Source organism: Bacillus cereus group sp. BfR-BA-01524, from assembly GCF_022662595.1.
Classification (GTDB): Bacteria; Bacillota; Bacilli; order Bacillales; family Bacillaceae_G; genus Bacillus_A; species Bacillus_A thuringiensis_S.
The window spans coordinates 55241-73933 of the sequence record NZ_JAKUDW010000022.1; the positions used below are offsets into that span (position 1 = coordinate 55241).

An 18693-nucleotide genomic window follows, 5' to 3' on the forward strand; every position below is an offset into this window, starting at 1 on the left:
AGGCTGAATAAGCTTTCAATAGAGTATGTCTGGAATCAGGAGGTCGATGGCAGGATGAACTGGTATGGAATGCGGGCACATGAAGTGGAAGAAAGAACGAATACGAATGTAAAGATTGGACTTACAGAGAAAGAAGCAGAAGGGCGAGTAAAGAAATTTGGTACTAATGAATTAGAAGAAGCAAAAAGGCCTTCTGCACTAATGGTATTTTTAGCACAGTTTAAAGATTTCATGGTACTCGTTTTGTTTGGAGCAACAATTGTTTCTGCGTTTTTAGGTGAATACATTGATTCTATTGCTATTGTTGCCATTGTTATTATCAATGGTATTCTCGGCTTTTTTCAAGAAAGAAAAGCTGAAAAATCATTGGAAGCTTTAAAGGAACTAGCCGCTCCGCAAGTTACTGTAATGCGGAATGGAAAGTGGGTAAAAGCACCATCTAAAGCACTTGTTTTAGGTGATATTATTAAGTTTTCCAGTGGTGATCGTATTGGGGCTGATGTGCGTCTTGTTGAAGCATCAAGTTTATATATTGAAGAGTCTGCTTTGACAGGGGAGTCCGTACCTGTACAAAAAAAGGTCGAAGCATTGCAAGGGCAAGATGTTGCAATTGGTGATCAAAAAAATATGGCTTTTATGGGGACAATGATTACGCGAGGATCTGGTACAGGAGTCGTTGTAGCAACTGGTATGAATACAGCGATGGGGCAAATTGCAAATATGCTGCAAAATGCAGAGCAAATGGAAACACCACTGCAAAGAAGGTTAGAACAGCTCGGAAAAATATTAATTATTGTGGCTCTTATTTTGACAGCACTCGTTGTATTGGCTGGTGTGTATCAAGGGAATGAAGTATATCATATGTTTTTAGCTGGCGTATCGCTAGCTGTTGCGGCTATTCCAGAAGGATTGCCAGCAATTGTTACAGTAGCTTTATCACTTGGTGTACAGCGTATGATAAAGAAGAGAGCAATTGTACGAAAGTTACCAGCCGTAGAAACGTTAGGTTGTGCTTCCGTTATATGTTCTGATAAAACGGGAACAATGACGCAAAACAAAATGATGGTAACACATATGTGGTCAGGCGGAGAATTGTGGAAAGTGACAGGGCAAGGATATGAACCTAATGGCTCTTTTATGAAAGGTGAAAAAGAAGTGAATCCAGCTAAGACAAAAGCACTTTATCAGCTACTTACATTTGGTTCACTATGTAACAATGCAAATATTATTCAAAAGAAAAAGGCGTATGTATTAGATGGAGATCCAACAGAGGGAGCGCTTGTAGCTGCAGCAATGAAAGCTGGGATAACGCGTGAGGCATTGAAAGGGAAATTTGAAGTTATTCGTGAATTTCCATTTGATTCAACTCGAAAAATGATGAGTGTTATTGTACGAGATCGGGAGGGGAAAAAGTTTATTGTTACGAAGGGAGCACCGGATGTTCTTTTACAAATGAGTCAAACGATTTTATGGGGGGATAAGCAACAGCCGTTAAGTGAGCTATATAGACAAGAAGTACAGGCGGCTATTCATAGCTTAGGTAGTCAAGCGCTTCGAACAATTGCAGTTGCGTTTAAACCTTTAAAAATAACGGATTCTATTGAACATGAAAGAGACGTTGAAAAAGGTTTTATGTTGGTTGGGATACAAGGTATGATTGACCCACCAAGACCAGAAGTGGCGCAGGCGGTAAAAGAGTGTAAAGAAGCTGGTATTCGAACAGTAATGATTACAGGTGATCATAAAGTGACAGCAATGGCGATTGCTGAACAATTAGGAGTTTTGCCACCAGATGGACGCGTTGTTGAAGGAGTAGAACTCGCGAATATGGATGTGGAGGAATTAGAAAATGTTGTAGAAGATACGTATGTATTCGCTCGTGTATCACCTGAACATAAATTAAAAATTGTTAAGGCACTGCAAAATCAAGGGCATATAGTAGCGATGACAGGTGATGGAGTGAACGATGCTCCAGCTATAAAAACAGCGGATATTGGGATAGCGATGGGGATTACAGGGACAGATGTTGCAAAAGAAGCCTCTTCACTTGTTTTACTAGACGATAATTTTGCTACAATTAAGTCAGCGATTAAAGAAGGAAGAAATATATACGAGAACATACGTAAGTTCATCCGATATTTATTAGCATCAAATGTTGGAGAAATTTTAGTTATGTTATTTGCGATGTTACTTGCATTACCACTGCCGATGGTTCCTATTCAAATTTTATGGGTGAACTTAGTTACTGATGGTTTACCAGCGATGGCATTAGGTTTGGATAAGGCTGAAGGAGATGTGATGAAGAGAACGCCGCGCCACCCGAAAGAAGGGGTGTTCGCTAGAGGGCTTGCGTGGAAAATAATAAGTCGAGGTTTTTTAATTGGGGCAGTGACGTTAGTAGCGTTTATTATTGCGTATAACCAACATCCAAATGAACTGAAATATGCACAAACTGTAGCGTTCGCGACGTTGGTACTTGCTCAGCTTATTCATGTATTTGATTGTCGTAGTGAGCATTCTGTCTTTCATCGTAATCCATTTGGGAACGTGTATTTAGTAGGGGCGGTTATCATTTCATTACTACTCATGCTAGTGGTGATATATTATCCACCGTTACAACCGATTTTTAGCACAATGCCGATACAAGTAAGAGATTGGTTATTAATTGGAGGTTTGTCATCAATTCCGACTTTCTTACTAGTAGGTTCTTTATTAACAGGGAAAAAGGCGAAAAAGAAAAAGCCAATGTTATATAAGAAGGGATTAAACTTGAAATAGTCAATGTTATGAAAATGTGATATAATTTACAGAAGGTAGTAGAGCCTTGTCTCTATTACCTTTTTCATTGAGTTATTTTATGGCTTGGATGTGATAAAAATGATTTCTAGTATGACAGGGTTTGGAAGATCGAAAGTAGAAAGTGATACTTTTCAAATTACAGTAGAAATGAAATCGGTGAACCACCGTTTTTTAGAGATGAGTATTCGACTTCCTAAGCAAATGATGGTATTTGAGGACAAAATTCGTAAAATAATTGCACAGCAAGTTCGACGTGGACGCATTGAAGTGTCTATTAGTATAGCAGGTGAAGGACTTGTTGAAAGAAAATTAAGTGTGAATTGGTCACTTCTTGAGCAGTACCAATCGATGATGGAAGATATAAAAGGAAAGTTTCAATTACAAGATTCTATTACACTCGAGCAATTAATGGCAATGCCAGAAGTAACAGCAATTGAAGAAATAGAAAATGTAAATGAACATTTTGAGAACAGTTTATATGAGGCTGTTCGTCAAGCTGCTCATATGTTGAAAACGATGAGAGATGGCGAAGGAGAACGATTACATAAAGATATAGCGTATCGTTTACAAGAGATTAGCAATTGTGTAAATGCAATTATTCCACATGCACCAATTGTTACACAAAAATATCGTGAACGATTAGAAAATCGCTTAAAAGAATTACATAATCAAGAGTTAGATGAACAAAGATTGCTAACAGAAGTCGCAATCTTTGCAGAGCGTTGTGATATTCATGAAGAGTTAGTTCGTTTGCAAAGTCATTTAGAGCAATTTCGTGAAACATTGCAGATTGAAGAGCCTGTTGGAAGGAAAATGGATTTCATCGTGCAAGAGATGCATAGAGAAATTAATACGATTGGTTCTAAGGCAAATGACTTAACAATTTCAAAATATGTTGTAGAAATGAAAAATAACCTTGAAAAAATTCGTGAACAAGTACAAAATATTGAGTAGCTTTCAAAAAAATATATAAAGTTATACGTGGTGGAGAAATCGGATAGACTTACTAGGAGGCGCAAACTATGGCCATGCGGTTTTTAAATATTGGATACGGAAATATTGTATCTGCTCATCGAATTATTGCTATTGTAAGTCCGGAGTCAGCTCCTATTAAACGAACAGTACAGGAAGCACGCGAACATAATGCTTTGCTTGATGCTACGTATGGGAGAAAAACAAGGGCGGTTATTGTTATGGATGATGGGCATGTTGTATTAAGTCCAATTCAACCAGAGACGATTGCACATCGTTTGAATAATAAAGAAGATTTAAGTGAGGAAGGGTAGGTTTTACATATTTATGAGAAGTAGAAGAGGATTGCTCATCGTTCTTTCAGGGCCTTCTGGGGTTGGAAAAGGAACGGTTCGTAAAGAGCTGTTTAGCCATGAGGATACACGTTTTCAGTACTCTATTTCAGTAACGACACGTAAGCCGCGTGAAGGTGAAGTAGATGGTGTGGATTATTTCTTTAAAGAAAGAGAAGAATTCGAGGAAATGATTCGTAATGAAAGATTACTTGAGTGGGCTGAGTTCGTAGGTAATTATTACGGAACACCGATTGACTATGTTGAAAAAACATTACAAGAAGGAAAAGATGTATTCTTAGAAATTGAAGTGCAAGGAGCAATTCAAGTTAAGAAAGCTTTCCCAGAAGGTGTATTTATTTTCTTAGCACCTCCAAGTTTATCTGAACTAAAGAGCCGTATTGTCGGACGTGGTACAGAGACTGAAGATGTTATTGAAAATCGTTTAACTGTAGCGAAAGAAGAAATCGAGATGATGGACGCTTACGACTATGTAGTAGAAAACGATCAAGTTGAATTAGCTTGTGATAGAATTAAAGCAATTGTGGTTGGCGAACATTGCCGCCGCGAAAGGGTAGCAAAATATTATAAAGAAATGACGGAGGGTCTATAATTATGTTAAATCCATCAATTGACTCATTACTACAAAAAATCGATTCTAAGTACACATTAGTAACAGTGGCTGCAAAACGCGCACGTGAAATGCAACTTGCTAATAACTGTGTTGTAGAGCAACCTGTTTCTCATAAATGTGTAGGTAAAGCATTAGAAGAAATCGATGCAGAAGCATTAAGCTACGTACCAAGTGAAGATAAAGTAGCTGAATAAGCCTTTGCCTTCGACAAAATAAAACATAGACTTTATAATTTTCTATGTAACGGTAACAACCTATTTACAAGTAGGTTGTTATTTTTTTACGAAAGGAATGAAATATTGGTACTGACGAGCTGGGAATTCTATTTCAGTATTATAAGTTTGAAAAAGAAAGAGGACGAGTCATATGCTAAAAGGGAAAAAGATACTTCTATGTGTAACAGGAGGCATTGCGGTTTTTAAAGCAGCTGCGTTAACGAGTAAATTGACACAATCTGGCGCGATTGTAAAAGTAATGATGAGTGAGTCGGCAATGAAGTTTGTTACGCCTCTTACATTCCAAGCGCTTTCTCGCCATGATGTATATACGGATACGTTTGATGAGAAAGACTCGGCTGTTATTGCTCATATTGATTTAGCAGATTGGGCGGATGTTGTACTTGTCGCACCTGCTACTGCCAATTGTATTGGAAAGTTAGCTGGTGGTATTGCAGATGATATGATTACAACTACTCTGTTAGCTACTACAGCCCCGGTATGGATTGCGCCTGCTATGAATGTGCATATGTATGAAAATAAAATTGTTCAAAAAAATATGATGACATTGAAAACGCTAGGATATACATTTATTGAGCCTGGGGAAGGCTTTTTAGCATGTGGATATGTAGCGAAGGGACGACTAGAAGAACCTGAAGCAATTATTGCACGGTTAGAGGAAGCTTTCTCAGAACACAAACCATTGCAGGGAAAAAGAATATTAATAACTGCTGGCCCAACACGTGAAAAAGTTGATCCAGTTCGTTTTATGACGAATTTTTCTTCTGGAAAAATGGGGTATGCGATTGCAGAAGTGGCGGCGAATTTAGGCGCTGATGTTATACTCGTTTCAGGACCGACAGCATTAAATCCACCGTTACATGTAACGACAGTGCAAGTGGAATCTGCACAAGATATGTTAGAAGCAGTTCTTCAACATTATCAAAACGTAGACGTTGTCATTAAAACAGCAGCAGTTGCAGATTATCGTCCGAAATATGTTCATGATAATAAAATGAAAAAGCAAAATGGTGATGCTGTCATTGAACTCGAAAGAACGGTGGATATTTTAAAAACGTTAGGTCAGAAAAAGGATAAACAGTTACTTATCGGTTTTGCTGCTGAAACGACAAATGTAGAGGAATATGCAACGAAAAAACTACGTGAGAAAAATGCAGATATGATTGTCGCGAATGATGTAAAAGCGCAAGGAGCTGGATTTGGCACGGATACGAATATTGTAACAATGTATAGAAAAGATGGAAAAGTTATTGAGTTACCACTTTTACTGAAAAAAGAGGTAGCTAGTGAAATATTAAAGCAAATTGAAATGATGTTAGAAGATGATCGTTTATGAAATTTGCAAGTGTAATTGTTGATGTACCTGCCCGTCAGACAGATCGACCATTTGATTACATTATCCCTGAAAAATGGGAAGATATTGTACAGACAGGAATGCGTGTAGTAGTTCCGTTTGGGCCAAGGAAATTGCAAGGTTTTATTATTGGGATTAAAGATTCGGTGGATGTAGAAAGTAAGAAGTTAAAGACAATCCATGAAATATTAGATGTAACACCGGTTTTAAATGATGAATTATTAAAGCTTGGATATTGGCTTACAAGTGAAACGTTATGCTACATGATTTCAGCTTTTCAAGTGATGCTTCCAACTGCGATAAAAGCAACGTATAAAAAACGTCTACAAATTTGTAAGCAGGAAGAAATAGCACCTGAAATACTATATTTATTTCAGGATAAAGAAGCAATTGATTTTGAAGTAATCGAGCAGCAGCCACATTTATACCGGACTATTCAACAAGAAATTAAAAATGGTACGGTTGAAGTCGTTTATCAAGTGAAAGATAAAGTACAAAAGAAGAAGCAAAGAGTTGTTCAGCCGGAGTTGCCAGAAGATAAATTGGAATTAGCAGCATTTGAACTGAAAAGTAAAAAACAACAAGATGTACTTTATTATTTTGTGGAAAATTATAAAAGTGTACCGTTGAAAATAATTACAGAAGAGTTACAAATAACAGATGCTCCAATAAAAGCACTTGTTAAAAAGGGCTTCATTTCAGAAAAGTATGTGGAAGTATACCGAAATCCGTATGACGATGATGATTTTGAACAAACGAAACCATTTCCACTTACGGAGGAACAAAAACAAGTTATTACACCGATTTTATCATCAATTACAAATGAAACTTATAATCCATTTTTACTATATGGTGTTACAGGAAGTGGAAAGACAGAAGTATATTTACAATCTATAGCAGCAGTGCTCGAGAAAGGAAAAGAAGCTATCGTTCTTGTTCCTGAAATTGCACTAACGCCCCAAATGGTGGATCGTTTTAAAGGTAGGTTTGGTTCGCAAGTTGCAGTTCTTCATAGTGCGTTGTCTGTTGGAGAAAAGTATGACGAGTGGCGTAAGATTTTAAGAAAAGAAGTGAAAGTTGTAGTTGGTGCGCGTTCAGCCGTTTTTGCGCCTTTTGAGAATTTAGGGATTATTATTATTGATGAAGAGCATGAATCAAGTTACAAACAAGAAGATAATCCGAGGTATCATGCAAGAGATGTAGCTGTCTGGAGAGGGCAATATCATAAATGTCCTATCGTTCTTGGTAGTGCGACACCAACACTTGAATCGTTTGCAAGGGCGAAAAAAGGTGTTTATGAACTACTAACAATGGAAAAACGTATGAATGAACAAGCTTTACCAACAGTAGAGATTGTTGACATGCGAGAAGAACTTCGTGACGGGAATCGATCAATGTTTTCTAAGGCGCTGCATGAAAAAATAGCAGATCGATTAGAAAAGAAAGAACAGATGGTACTCTTTTTAAATAGAAGAGGTCATTCTACATTTGTTATGTGCCGTGATTGTGGGTATGTTGTACAATGTCCGCATTGTGATATTTCATTGACATATCATAAAATGAATCATCGTTTAAAATGTCATTATTGTAGTCACGAAGAAAATATGCCAACTGAGTGTCCAGCTTGTCAAAGTACATACATTCGTTTCTTTGGTACAGGTACACAAAAGGTAGAAGAAGAAATTACAAAACTATTTCCAGAGGCGCGAGTCATTCGAATGGATGTAGATACGACAAGTAGAAAAGGAATGCATGAAAAATTATTAAAGGCGTTTGGGGAAGAAAAAGCAGATATATTACTTGGAACACAAATGATTGCTAAAGGATTAGATTTTCCGAAAGTAACGCTTGTTGGGGTTTTAACTGCGGATACGATGCTTCACTTACCTGATTTTCGGGCAAGTGAAAAGACATATCAGTTATTGACGCAAGTAAGTGGACGAGCGGGTAGACATGAATTGCCAGGGGAAGTTGTGATTCAAACGTATACGCCAGAACATTACAGTATAGAGTTAGCGAAGAACCAACAATATGATGTGTTTTTTGACCAAGAAATGCAAATGAGACGAACAAGACAATATCCCCCATATTACTATGTTGTACTCGTAACCGTATCTCATCCAGAATTATTAAAAGCGGTGCAAGTGACGGAAAAAATTGCCTCGTATTTACGAACGCATTGCTCACAGCAAACAATGGTGTTAGGACCAGTTGCTTCAGCAATTCCAAGGATAAAAGATAGATATCGTTATCAATGCATGATAAAATACAAACGGGAACCAAACTTAAAGAACGTGCTCAAAATGGTAAATGAACATTATCAAGCAGAAATGCAAAAAGAGCTACAAATCTCAATTGATTTTAATCCAACAATGTTAATGTAGCGGAGGGAAATATGGCAGTTTTAGAAATAATAAAGCATCCAAATGAAGTGTTAGAAACACCATGCGAAAGAGTAATTAACTTTGATAAAAAGTTAGTGAAATTGTTGAAAGATATGCATGAAACAATGTTAATTGCGGACGGAGTCGGTTTAGCTGCGCCTCAAGTAGGTGTAAGCTTGCAAGTAGCGGTTGTTGATGTCGATGATGATACTGGGAAAATCGAGTTAATCAATCCATCAATATTAGAAAAACGTGGTGAACAAGTAGGTCCCGAAGGCTGTTTAAGCTTCCCGGGACTTTATGGTGAAGTAGAACGTGCCGATTATATTAAAGTAAGAGCGCAAAATCGCCGTGGGAAAGTATTTTTATTGGAAGCGGAAGGATTTTTAGCGCGTGCAATTCAACATGAAATCGATCATTTACACGGTGTTTTATTTACATCGAAAGTGACAAGATATTATGAAGAAAACGAACTAGAATAGGTGTTAAAAGGAGCGGTTTTTAAATGATAAAAGTAGTGTTTATGGGAACACCGGACTTTTCAGTGCCGGTGCTTCGTCGTCTTATTGAAGATGGCTATGAGGTAGTAGGTGTTGTGACGCAACCTGATCGTCCAGTAGGTAGAAAAAAAGTATTAACACCTACACCTGTTAAAGTTGAAGCGGAAAAACATGGTATCCCTGTGTTACAACCGTTAAAAATTCGTGAAAAAGATGAATATGAAAAAGTATTGGCATTAGAGCCAGATTTAATTGTAACAGCTGCATTTGGTCAGATTGTACCAAATGAAATTTTAGAAGCACCAAAGTATGGATGTATTAATGTCCACGCTTCTTTACTTCCTGAACTTCGTGGTGGTGCACCAATTCATTATGCAATTATGGAAGGTAAAGAAAAAACTGGTATTACAATTATGTATATGGTAGAAAAATTGGATGCTGGTGATATCTTAACGCAAGTGGAAGTGGAAATTGAAGAGCGTGAAACGACAGGCTTATTATTCGATAAATTAAGTGAAGCAGGAGCACACCTTCTATCTAAAACAGTACCTTTATTAATTCAAGGTAAGCTAGAACCGATTAAGCAAAACGAAGAAGAAGTAACGTTTGCGTACAATATAAAACGTGAGCAAGAGAAAATTGATTGGACAAAAACAGGTGAAGAAGTATACAATCACATTCGCGGATTGAATCCATGGCCAGTTGCTTATACAACTTTAGCAGGACAAGTTGTTAAAGTATGGTGGGGAGAAAAAGTGCCTGTAACTGAACCGGCTGAAGCAGGTACGATTGTTGCAATCGAAGAAGATGGTTTTGTTGTAGCAACTAGTAATGAAACAGGTGTTAAAATTACTGAATTGCAACCTTCTGGTAAAAAGCGTATGAGTTGTTCACAATTTTTACGTGGAACAAAACCTGAAATTGGAACGAAGTTAGGAGAAAATGCATGAGACAAAATGTTCGTGAATTAGCTCTTGATGGTTTAATTCAAGTGGAAAAAAGTGGTGCATATAGCAACTTACTTTTAAATAATCTAATTGAAAAAAGTGCAATTGATCGAAAAGATATTGGTTTATTAACTGAAATTGTATATGGAACGATTCAACGTCGTGACACATTAGATTATTATTTACAGCCTTTTTTAAAAAAGAAGGTTGAGGCGTGGGTAAGAGTATTGCTTCGTTTATCTTTATATCAAATGATTTATTTAGACCGAGTGCCAGAAAGAGCGGCTATTCATGAAGCGGTTGAGATTGCAAAGCGTCGCGGGCATAAAGGAATTGCTGGTATGGTGAACGGTGTATTACGTTCGATTCAGAGAGAAGGTGTACCTTCTGTAGATGAAATCAAGGATCCAGTAGAACGTCTTGCAATTGCGACGAGTCATCCAGTTTGGCTTGTACAAGAGTGGACTTCTGCATTTGGCTTAGAAACTGCAGAGAAAATGTGCGAAGTAAACATGTTACCACCTGTACCAACAGCACGTGTGAATGTTGATAAGATAACGGTAGAAGAAGCGATTGAGTTGTTGGCAAGTGAAGGTATAGAAGCAAAACGTGGTGACTTGTCAGATGATGCAATTCAGATTGAAAGAGGAAATGTAGCGCATACAGAAGCGTTTAAAAAAGGATTTCTTTCTATTCAAGATGAAAGTTCTATGCTTGTAGCACGCGCTTTAGAACCAAATGAGGGAGAGACAGTTCTTGATAGTTGTGCGGCTCCTGGTGGTAAAACTACGCATATAGCAGAGCGTTTAAAGGGAACTGGTAAAGTAATGTCCCTTGATTTACATGCACACAAAGTACGTTTAATTAAACAGCAAGCAGAGCGACTTGGTTTAGAAAATGTCGAAACAAAAGCGCTAGATGCTAGAAAAGTGCAAGAGCACTTTGCAAATGAAACGTTTGATAAAATATTGGTAGATGCACCGTGTTCTGGGTTTGGTGTAATTAGACGCAAGCCTGATATTAAGTTAGGAAAAGATAAAGGCGATAGTGAAAGATTATCGACGATTCAACTTGCGATACTAGAAAAAATAGCACCATTATTAAAACAAGGCGGTCGTCTTGTTTATAGTACGTGCACAATTGAGAAAATAGAAAATGAACAAGTAATAGATAAATTTTTAAAAGAACATCCTGAATTTGAATGGGATACTACGATAAAAGAACGTATGCCAGAAAAATTAAGTCCGTATATTAATGAAGGTCAAGTACAAATTTTACCGCATTATTTTGCAACGGATGGCTTTTATATTGCTTGTTTAAGGAAGAAGGTGTAGCATCATGGAAACAACTGTAAGAAAACAAAAGAAAAATGTAGAAACGAAGAAACCATCAATTTACTCTTTACAACTTCATGAAATGCAAGATTGGTTAAAGGAACAAGGAGAACCGAAGTTCCGCGCTGGACAAATTTTTGACTGGCTATATAAAAAACGTGTAAAAAATTATGAGGATATGTCAAACCTTTCTAAAGGATTGCGTGATAAATTGTCGAATTCCTTTGATATTACTACTTTAAACACGTTAGTAAAACAAACGTCTTCGGATGGAACGATTAAATTCTTATTCCAACTATATGACGGATATTCTATTGAAACGGTATTAATGCGACATGAATATGGAAATTCCATTTGTGTAACAACGCAAGTTGGTTGTCGTATTGGATGTACGTTCTGTGCTTCGACACTTGGTGGACTAAAACGAAACCTAGAAGCTGGAGAAATCGTAGCGCAAGTAGTAGAAGTTCAGCGTGCGCTTGATGAAACAGAAGAACGTGTAAGTTCTCTTGTTGTTATGGGAATTGGAGAACCATTTGATAACTACGATAATTTAATGGGATTCTTACGCATCACTAACCATGAAAAAGGACTTCATATTGGTGCTAGACATATGACTGTTTCGACGAGTGGAATTATCCCGAAAATTTATAAGTTTGCTGAAGAAGAACTACAAATTAATTTTGCGATTTCATTGCATGCTCCAAACTCAGAATTACGTTCAAAATTAATGCCGATTAACCGTGCTTATAAATTACCGGATTTAATGGAAGCTATTAAATACTATGTAAATAGAACAGGGCGCCGTATTACTTTTGAATATGGATTATTTGGAGGAGAAAATGACCAAGTTGAGCACGCTGAAGAGCTTGCTGCGCTCTTAAAAGGTGTAAAATGTCATGTAAACTTAATCCCGGTAAACTACGTACCTGAACGTGATTATGTACGTACACCACGTGAGCAAATTTTCTTGTTCGAGAAAACGTTAAAAGATCGTGGAGTGAATGTAACGATTCGCCGTGAACAAGGTCATGATATTGACGCAGCCTGCGGTCAGTTGCGTGCGAAGGAGCGCAAAGAAGAGACGAGGTGACGAGATGAAAGCCGTATTTCTATCGGATAAAGGAAAAGTTCGTCAACATAATGAAGATAGTGCAGGAGTTTTTCACAATTTAGATGGAAATGTTTTAGCGGTAGTAGCAGATGGAATGGGAGGTCATCGAGCTGGTGATGTAGCTAGCTCGATGGCTATTCAATTATTCCATGATTATTGGAAGCAAACGCATAATATGAATGAACCGAAAAAAGTAGAACAATGGTTACATACTAGTGTTGGGATTATTAATGAGCGTATATATGAATACGCTCAGCAAAATGTAGAATGTAATGGTATGGGAACAACGCTTATAATAGCTGTTTGTACACCAAGTTTTGTGACAATAGGGCATATAGGAGATAGTCGTTGCTATATGGTATCAGAAGGAGAAATGACGCTTGTAACGGAAGATCATTCGCTTGTAAATGAGCTTGTGAGACATGGTGAAATTTCAAAGGAAGATGCAGAGTATCATCCGAAAAAGAATGTTTTATTAAGAGCATTAGGAACAGAAGAAAAAGTTGGATTGGATGTTAAAACGTTGGTGCTTGAGGAAGATGATCAGTTGCTTCTTTGCTCTGATGGGTTATCAAACAAAGTTTCTATTGATGATATGCAACAAATTTTACAGTTAAATGAACAGCTTGAAGGTAAAGGGCAGCGTCTCATTCAATTGGCGAATGATCGCGGTGGAGAAGATAATATCACACTTGTTCTTATTGATTATGCGGGTTCGACAAACGAAAGTAGGTGAAGTGCAACGTGCTGATTGGAAAACGCTTAAATGACCGTTATAAGCTGCTGAAAATGATTGGTGGTGGCGGAATGGCCAATGTATATTTAGCTCATGATGATATACTTGGCCGAGATGTAGCGGTAAAAATATTAAGACTCGACTATTCAAATAACGAAGAGTTTATTAAACGTTTCCATCGAGAAGCGCAGTCTGTTACAACGTTGTCGCATCCAAATATTGTGAATATGTATGATGTCGGAGAAGAAGATGGTATATATTATCTTGTCATGGAATATGTACCTGGGCAAACATTGAAGCAATACATAATTGAGCGAGGTATGTTACCTATAGGAGAAGCTCTTGATATTATGGAGCAGTTAACCTCCGCCATGGCACACGCCCATCATTTTGAAATTGTGCATCGTGATATAAAGCCGCACAATATTTTAATTCGAGCTGATGGAATAATAAAAGTAACAGATTTTGGAATTGCGACAGCTACAAGTGCAACAACAATTACACATACAAATTCAGTACTCGGTTCAGTCCATTATTTATCACCAGAACAGGCACGCGGCGGGATAGCAAATAAACAATCGGATATTTATTCTCTTGGAATAGTTATGTTTGAATTGTTAACAGGAAGACAACCGTTTTCTGGCGAGTCTGCTGTTGCTATAGCTTTAAAACATTTACAAAGTGAAATCCCATCACCAAAAAGATGGAATGAAAATATTCCGCAAAGTGTTGAAAATATTATATTAAAGGCAACTGCAAAAGATCCGTTCCATCGATATCAATCTGCCAATGCGATGAAGCGAGATATTGAAACTGCGCTATATCCAGAGAGGATAAATGAGCAACCATTTTACATACCGGAAGATATGGAAGCGACGAAAGCGATTCCGATTATTCAACAAGAACAATTATTTGCAAATGTAAGTGATGAAACGATTGTTTTAAAAGGGAGTAAGGTGGAGGAACCAATAAGAGCAGAAGCAGCTGAGTTAGATAAGAAGAAAAAACGGAGTAACAAGTGGCTTAAAGTTTTAATTTCAACATTTTTATTTTTAGCAATAGGAATAACATTAGCGCTTACGGTTATTCCAGGATTATTTATTCCGAAAGATGTGAAAGTTCCTGATGTGGCTGGTATGAAATACACGACAGCTGTGAATACATTAGTAGAAAAGGGCTTTGAGGTGACGGAGCCTAATATTGTATATACAGATGATGTTGAGGTTGGGAATGTAATAAAAACAGATCCTGTAGCAGGAAGAGTCGTAAAAGAAAACGCTAAAATTACTATCTATCAATCAGGTGGAAAAAAGAAAAGTAAGATGAAGAATTTCACAGGACAAAACTTTGAGAGTGTAAAAACTGAGTTAGAAGAAAAATATAAACAAGTTACAGTAAATTATATTGAAAATGATAAGCCGAAAGGTGAAATTGTAGAGCAAATCCCGACACCTGATCAAATGGTTATAGAAGCGGAGCAAGAACTGAAAATCTGGGTAAGTAAAGGCCCTTATCAAATTAGACCAGGTGATTTTTCGGGGTGGACCGAAAATAGTGTAACTGGTTATTTGAATGAGAGAAAACTAACTTCGGATATAAAACGAGAGTATTCAGATACAGTTGAAAAAGGACTTGTAATTTCGCAATTTCCAAAGCCAGGTACGCCGTTAAAAGAGGGAGATAAAGTAACTATTATTATCTCTGATGGTCCAAAGCCTAAAGTGACTAAAACGGTAAAAGTGGACAATATTTCTGTCCCATATGAGCCTGCTGTAACAGGTGAGAAAAAGCCGCAAACAATAGAAATTTATAAAGAAGATATGCAGCAAAAAATGGATAGACCGGTTGAAACGAGAACGATTACTGAATCAGCGACTATTTCTTTAGAATTTGTAATTCAAGAAGGTTCAAAGGGACACTATAAAATTGTACGAGATGGAGTAACGATTATTGACAAAGAAGTACCATATCCAACTCAATAATAGTGAAAGTCTACTTATTATTATTGCCTGTTATGCTGTCTACAAAGTGGACGGTATAGCAGGCAAAAATATATGATTCAAAAAGCTAGTAAAGTGATGCAGCTGTAGATGTTTTTTACATTTAATGAAAAAAATTAATGTATATTAGCGAAAGTATATATGGTAGATTTTGAAATCGTTATTTGGAAAATTAAAATCCATTCATTTTTAAATTCAGCATCACCTTATACAAAAAAGGAGAATTCTATGCCAGAAGGAAAAATTATAAAAGCTTTAAGTGGGTTTTATTACGTGCAGCATGAAGAAGGGGTTACGCAATGTCGTGGGCGAGGTGTATTTAGAAAAAATAAAATTACACCACTTGTAGGAGACCAAGTTGTTTTTCAGGCGGATAATCCAACTGAAGGTTATGTGCTTGAGGTGTTTGATCGAAAAAATGAACTTGTTAGACCTCCTATTGCTAATGTTGATCAAGCGATCCTCGTGTTCTCTGCAGTAGAACCAGATTTTAATCCTGGACTGTTAGATAGATTTTTAGTGCTGATTGAATATCATAACATTAAGCCGATTATTTGTATTAGCAAGATGGATTTAGTGGATGAAAAGATGAAAGCAACTGTTGAAGCTTATGCGAATGATTATCGTGAGATGGGTTATGATGTGTTATTTACTTCTATCAATACGTCAGAAAGTATTGATATATTAAAACCATACTTAGAAAATTGTGTTTCTGTCGTTGCGGGTCAATCAGGTGTTGGGAAATCTTCAATGCTTAATGTGCTACGTCCAGAATTAGAACTGAAAACAAATGATATTTCCTCCCATTTAGGACGCGGGAAGCATACGACAAGGCACGTAGAATTAATTGCAATTGGGAGTGGACTAGTTGCAGATACACCTGGCTTTAGTTCGTTAGATTTCATAGATATAGAAGTAGAAGATCTTACATATTGTTTTCCAGAGTTGAAAGAAGCGAGTCAATACTGTAAATTTAGAGGGTGTACACATCTTTCTGAACCGAAATGTGCTGTGAAAGCTGCGGTTGAAGAAGGGAAGATTACAGAATATCGCTATAAGAACTATAAACAATTCGTAGAAGAAATTAGAGAGAGAAAGCCGAGGTATTAGTTATGATTAAAATTGCACCATCGATTTTATCAGCAGATTTTTCAAAATTAGGGGAAGAGATTAAAGATGTAGAAAAGGGCGGAGCGGATTACATTCACGTTGACGTAATGGATGGACATTTCGTACCAAATATTACGATTGGACCGTTAATTGTAGAAGCTATCCGTCCGATTACATCATTACCATTAGATGTACATTTAATGATTGAAAATCCTGATAACTATATCCCAACTTTCGCACAAGCGGGAGCGGATATTATTACTGTTCATGTAGAGGCGTGTCCGCATCTACATCGTACAATTCAGTTAATTAAATCTCATGGTATTAAAGCGGGCGTTGTATTAAATCCGCATACGCCAGTTTCAGTGATTGAGCATGTATTAGAAGATATAGATATGGTATTACTTATGACAGTAAATCCTGGATTTGGTGGACAGAAGTTTATCCATTCTGTATTACCGAAAATTAAACAAGTTGCAGACATGGTGAAAGAGCGTAATCTAGAAGTAGAAATTGAAGTTGATGGTGGTGTGAATGCTGAAACAGCAAGACTTTGTGTGGAAGCAGGAGCAAATGTACTTGTAGCTGGGTCAGCAGTATACAATCAAAAAGACCGCGGTGAAGCAATTCGCGTAATTCGTGGGTAGTGATGAACTAACGGGCAGTAAGCCCCCCACCTTAAAATTCAGCGGAAGCTAAGAAGTTAGGTGGGATCAGGCTGCCCATAAAAGCCCGATTGGTTCAACTAATAATCAGTGGGGATGAACAAAACCCCCACTGATTAAAGTTTCACTTTATCCTAGTAAGGTATTTATAGGATAGGGTAAAAATATGTAAAAAGGCAATCTACCGAATGGCAGATTGCCTTTTTACAATGGAAGGGGAAGAAAAAATGATTATTCATATTTTGGCAGGAGGACCTTTGGAATATTGCGCAGATTTTGCTCGATATGAGAATGAGGAAGTAGTGTGGGCAGCGGTTGATAGGGGAGTATACCGTCTATTAAAGAAAGGGATTACCCCGGCTGTTGCGTTTGGAGATTACGATTCAGTTACTGAAGAAGAATTAGTATGGATGGGACAGCAAACGAACGAATTACATATTGTTCCGCGGGAAAAAGATCAAACGGATTTAGAAATTGCAATCAACTGGGCATTAGGACAGAAGCCGGCACTAATTCGTATTTTTGGTGCTACCGGTGGAAGGCTTGATCACGGTTTGGCAAATATACAAATGCTTTTAAAAGGGTTAGAAGTAGAGATAGAAATGTGTATTGTGGACAATAAAAATGAAATAACAGTTAAAAAAGTGGGTACACATATAATTGAAGAAAATAAAAATTTTCCTTATGTATCTTTTGTACCAGTTACTGAAATAGTGGAAGGGATTACATTGTTTGGTTTTAAGTACCCTCTTACTAATAAAACAATAGAGTGGGGATCAACGCTTTGTATTAGTAACGAACTCGTTGAGGAAAAAGGTACTTTTTCATTTACTTCTGGCATATTAATGTTGATAAGAAGCACTGATTGAAGAAACAATTTTGCTCCTTACATCATATAGTGACCAAGTGGAGTAATGGGGATTAGGAGGGAAACCATGAGATTTTATACAATTAAGTTACCTAAATTTCTTGGTGGAATTGTTCGTGCAATGTTAAATACCTTCAAAAAAGATTAAAAAAAGCACCTATCACCGGTGCTTTTTCCATTGTTATAGTAAAAAAAGAGCCTATCGGCTCTTTTTTTTATTATTAAACACGTTCGATTTTGCCAGATTTTAATGCTCTAGCAGAAACGTAAACACGTTGAACTTTTCCGTCGATGCGTACGCGAACTTTTTGAAGGTTAGCGCCCCACTTACGTTTTGTAGCGTTCATTGCGTGAGAACGAGAGTTACCAGAACGAGCTTTTCTTCCAGTAATAGCACAAACACGAGCCATTTATATTTCCCTCCCTTGATACCTTACCATACGTAATTTTTCAATGTTAGTCTTTTATGCGATGCTAAAAACACTACTATAATTTAACACAACTAAAAAGAGAATGCAACACCGTAGAAAAAAGAAATCAAGAAAATTTACTTGACACTATATGTCAATGAAGAAAAGTTGAAATCCATAAAAATTGCTTGACATATTATAGTGGTACATGTTGTATAATAACAATGGACTATTTTGCTCATCATAAAAAAGTGTAATTTAAAACATAAAATATGAGAGTGAAAAGAAAGAACGATGG

General features: G+C 37.1%; 18 protein-coding genes. 17 read left to right on the forward strand and 1 reads right to left on the reverse strand.

From position 1 onward, the window contains the following. The first annotated feature begins 54 nt into the window (after window positions 1-54). From MR170_RS10360 to spoVM, 17 genes are all read left to right on the forward strand, one after another. Window positions 55-2778 (forward strand): calcium-translocating P-type ATPase, SERCA-type, encoded by a 2724-nt coding sequence (locus MR170_RS10360; protein ID WP_242308208.1) that lies wholly within the window; start codon window positions 55-57, stop codon window positions 2776-2778. Between the two features lie 99 nt (window positions 2779-2877). Beyond that, complete coding sequence (locus MR170_RS10365; RefSeq protein ID WP_016080510.1) at window positions 2878-3753, forward strand: YicC/YloC family endoribonuclease; 876 nt, start codon at window positions 2878-2880, stop codon at window positions 3751-3753. 68 nt (window positions 3754-3821) lie between these two features. Further along, window positions 3822-4085 carry an extracellular matrix/biofilm regulator RemA gene (gene remA, locus MR170_RS10370; protein ID WP_001251456.1) on the forward strand — a complete coding sequence of 88 codons (264 nt, stop codon included), beginning with the start codon at window positions 3822-3824 and terminating at the stop codon, window positions 4083-4085. A 13-nt stretch (window positions 4086-4098) separates the two neighbouring features. Further along, window positions 4099-4716: a guanylate kinase gene (gene gmk, locus MR170_RS10375; protein ID WP_001257742.1), complete on the forward strand. Its 618-nt coding sequence runs from the start codon at window positions 4099-4101 to the stop codon at window positions 4714-4716. 2 nt (window positions 4717-4718) lie between these two features. After that, on the forward strand, window positions 4719-4931 hold the full coding sequence (rpoZ, locus tag MR170_RS10380; RefSeq protein WP_000933961.1) for a DNA-directed RNA polymerase subunit omega: 213 nt from the start codon (window positions 4719-4721) through the stop codon (window positions 4929-4931). Window positions 4932-5103: 172 nt separating this feature from the next. Beyond that, window positions 5104-6309 (forward strand): bifunctional phosphopantothenoylcysteine decarboxylase/phosphopantothenate--cysteine ligase CoaBC, encoded by a 1206-nt coding sequence (gene coaBC / locus MR170_RS10385; RefSeq protein ID WP_043937038.1) that lies wholly within the window; start codon window positions 5104-5106, stop codon window positions 6307-6309. Further along, on the forward strand, window positions 6306-8711 hold the full coding sequence (gene priA, locus MR170_RS10390; RefSeq protein ID WP_048564398.1) for a primosomal protein N': 2406 nt from the start codon (window positions 6306-6308) through the stop codon (window positions 8709-8711). Before coaBC ends, priA begins: the two co-directional genes overlap by 4 nt. Window positions 8712-8722: 11 nt before the next feature. Beyond that, entirely contained in the window at window positions 8723-9193 is a 471-nt protein-coding gene (gene def / locus MR170_RS10395) for a peptide deformylase (RefSeq protein WP_000279455.1), read from the forward strand. A 23-nt stretch (window positions 9194-9216) separates the two neighbouring features. Then, window positions 9217-10161, forward strand: a complete 945-nt coding sequence (fmt, locus tag MR170_RS10400) for a methionyl-tRNA formyltransferase (protein ID WP_043937034.1) — start codon at window positions 9217-9219, stop codon at window positions 10159-10161. Then, on the forward strand, window positions 10158-11492 hold the full coding sequence (gene rsmB, locus MR170_RS10405) for a 16S rRNA (cytosine(967)-C(5))-methyltransferase RsmB (RefSeq protein ID WP_016080514.1): 1335 nt from the start codon (window positions 10158-10160) through the stop codon (window positions 11490-11492). Before fmt ends, rsmB begins: the two co-directional genes overlap by 4 nt. A 4-nt stretch (window positions 11493-11496) precedes the next feature. Beyond that, entirely contained in the window at window positions 11497-12585 is a 1089-nt protein-coding gene (rlmN, locus tag MR170_RS10410) for a dual-specificity RNA methyltransferase RlmN (protein ID WP_000450550.1), read from the forward strand. Between the two features lie 4 nt (window positions 12586-12589). Further along, on the forward strand, window positions 12590-13342 hold the full coding sequence (locus MR170_RS10415) for a Stp1/IreP family PP2C-type Ser/Thr phosphatase (RefSeq protein WP_000648708.1): 753 nt from the start codon (window positions 12590-12592) through the stop codon (window positions 13340-13342). Between the two features lie 8 nt (window positions 13343-13350). Beyond that, a complete protein-coding gene (pknB, locus tag MR170_RS10420; protein WP_029443121.1) occupies window positions 13351-15324 on the forward strand; it encodes a Stk1 family PASTA domain-containing Ser/Thr kinase in 1974 nt (657 codons plus the stop codon). A 246-nt stretch (window positions 15325-15570) separates the two neighbouring features. Next, complete coding sequence (gene rsgA / locus MR170_RS10425) at window positions 15571-16452, forward strand: ribosome small subunit-dependent GTPase A (protein WP_001113932.1); 882 nt, start codon at window positions 15571-15573, stop codon at window positions 16450-16452. 2 nt (window positions 16453-16454) lie between these two features. Further along, window positions 16455-17099: a ribulose-phosphate 3-epimerase gene (gene rpe / locus MR170_RS10430; protein WP_000589974.1), complete on the forward strand. Its 645-nt coding sequence runs from the start codon at window positions 16455-16457 to the stop codon at window positions 17097-17099. A gap of 206 nt (window positions 17100-17305) precedes the next feature. Next, on the forward strand, window positions 17306-17986 hold the full coding sequence (locus tag MR170_RS10435) for a thiamine diphosphokinase (protein ID WP_016080517.1): 681 nt from the start codon (window positions 17306-17308) through the stop codon (window positions 17984-17986). A 66-nt stretch (window positions 17987-18052) separates the two neighbouring features. After that, entirely contained in the window at window positions 18053-18133 is an 81-nt protein-coding gene (spoVM, locus tag MR170_RS10440) for a stage V sporulation protein SpoVM (protein WP_001213599.1), read from the forward strand. A 73-nt stretch (window positions 18134-18206) separates the two neighbouring features. On the opposite strand, the gene rpmB is transcribed toward spoVM, so the two are convergent. Next, window positions 18207-18395: a 50S ribosomal protein L28 gene (rpmB, locus tag MR170_RS10445; RefSeq protein ID WP_000124776.1), complete on the reverse strand. Its 189-nt coding sequence runs from the start codon at window positions 18393-18395 to the stop codon at window positions 18207-18209. Between the last annotated feature and the right edge of the window lie 298 nt (window positions 18396-18693).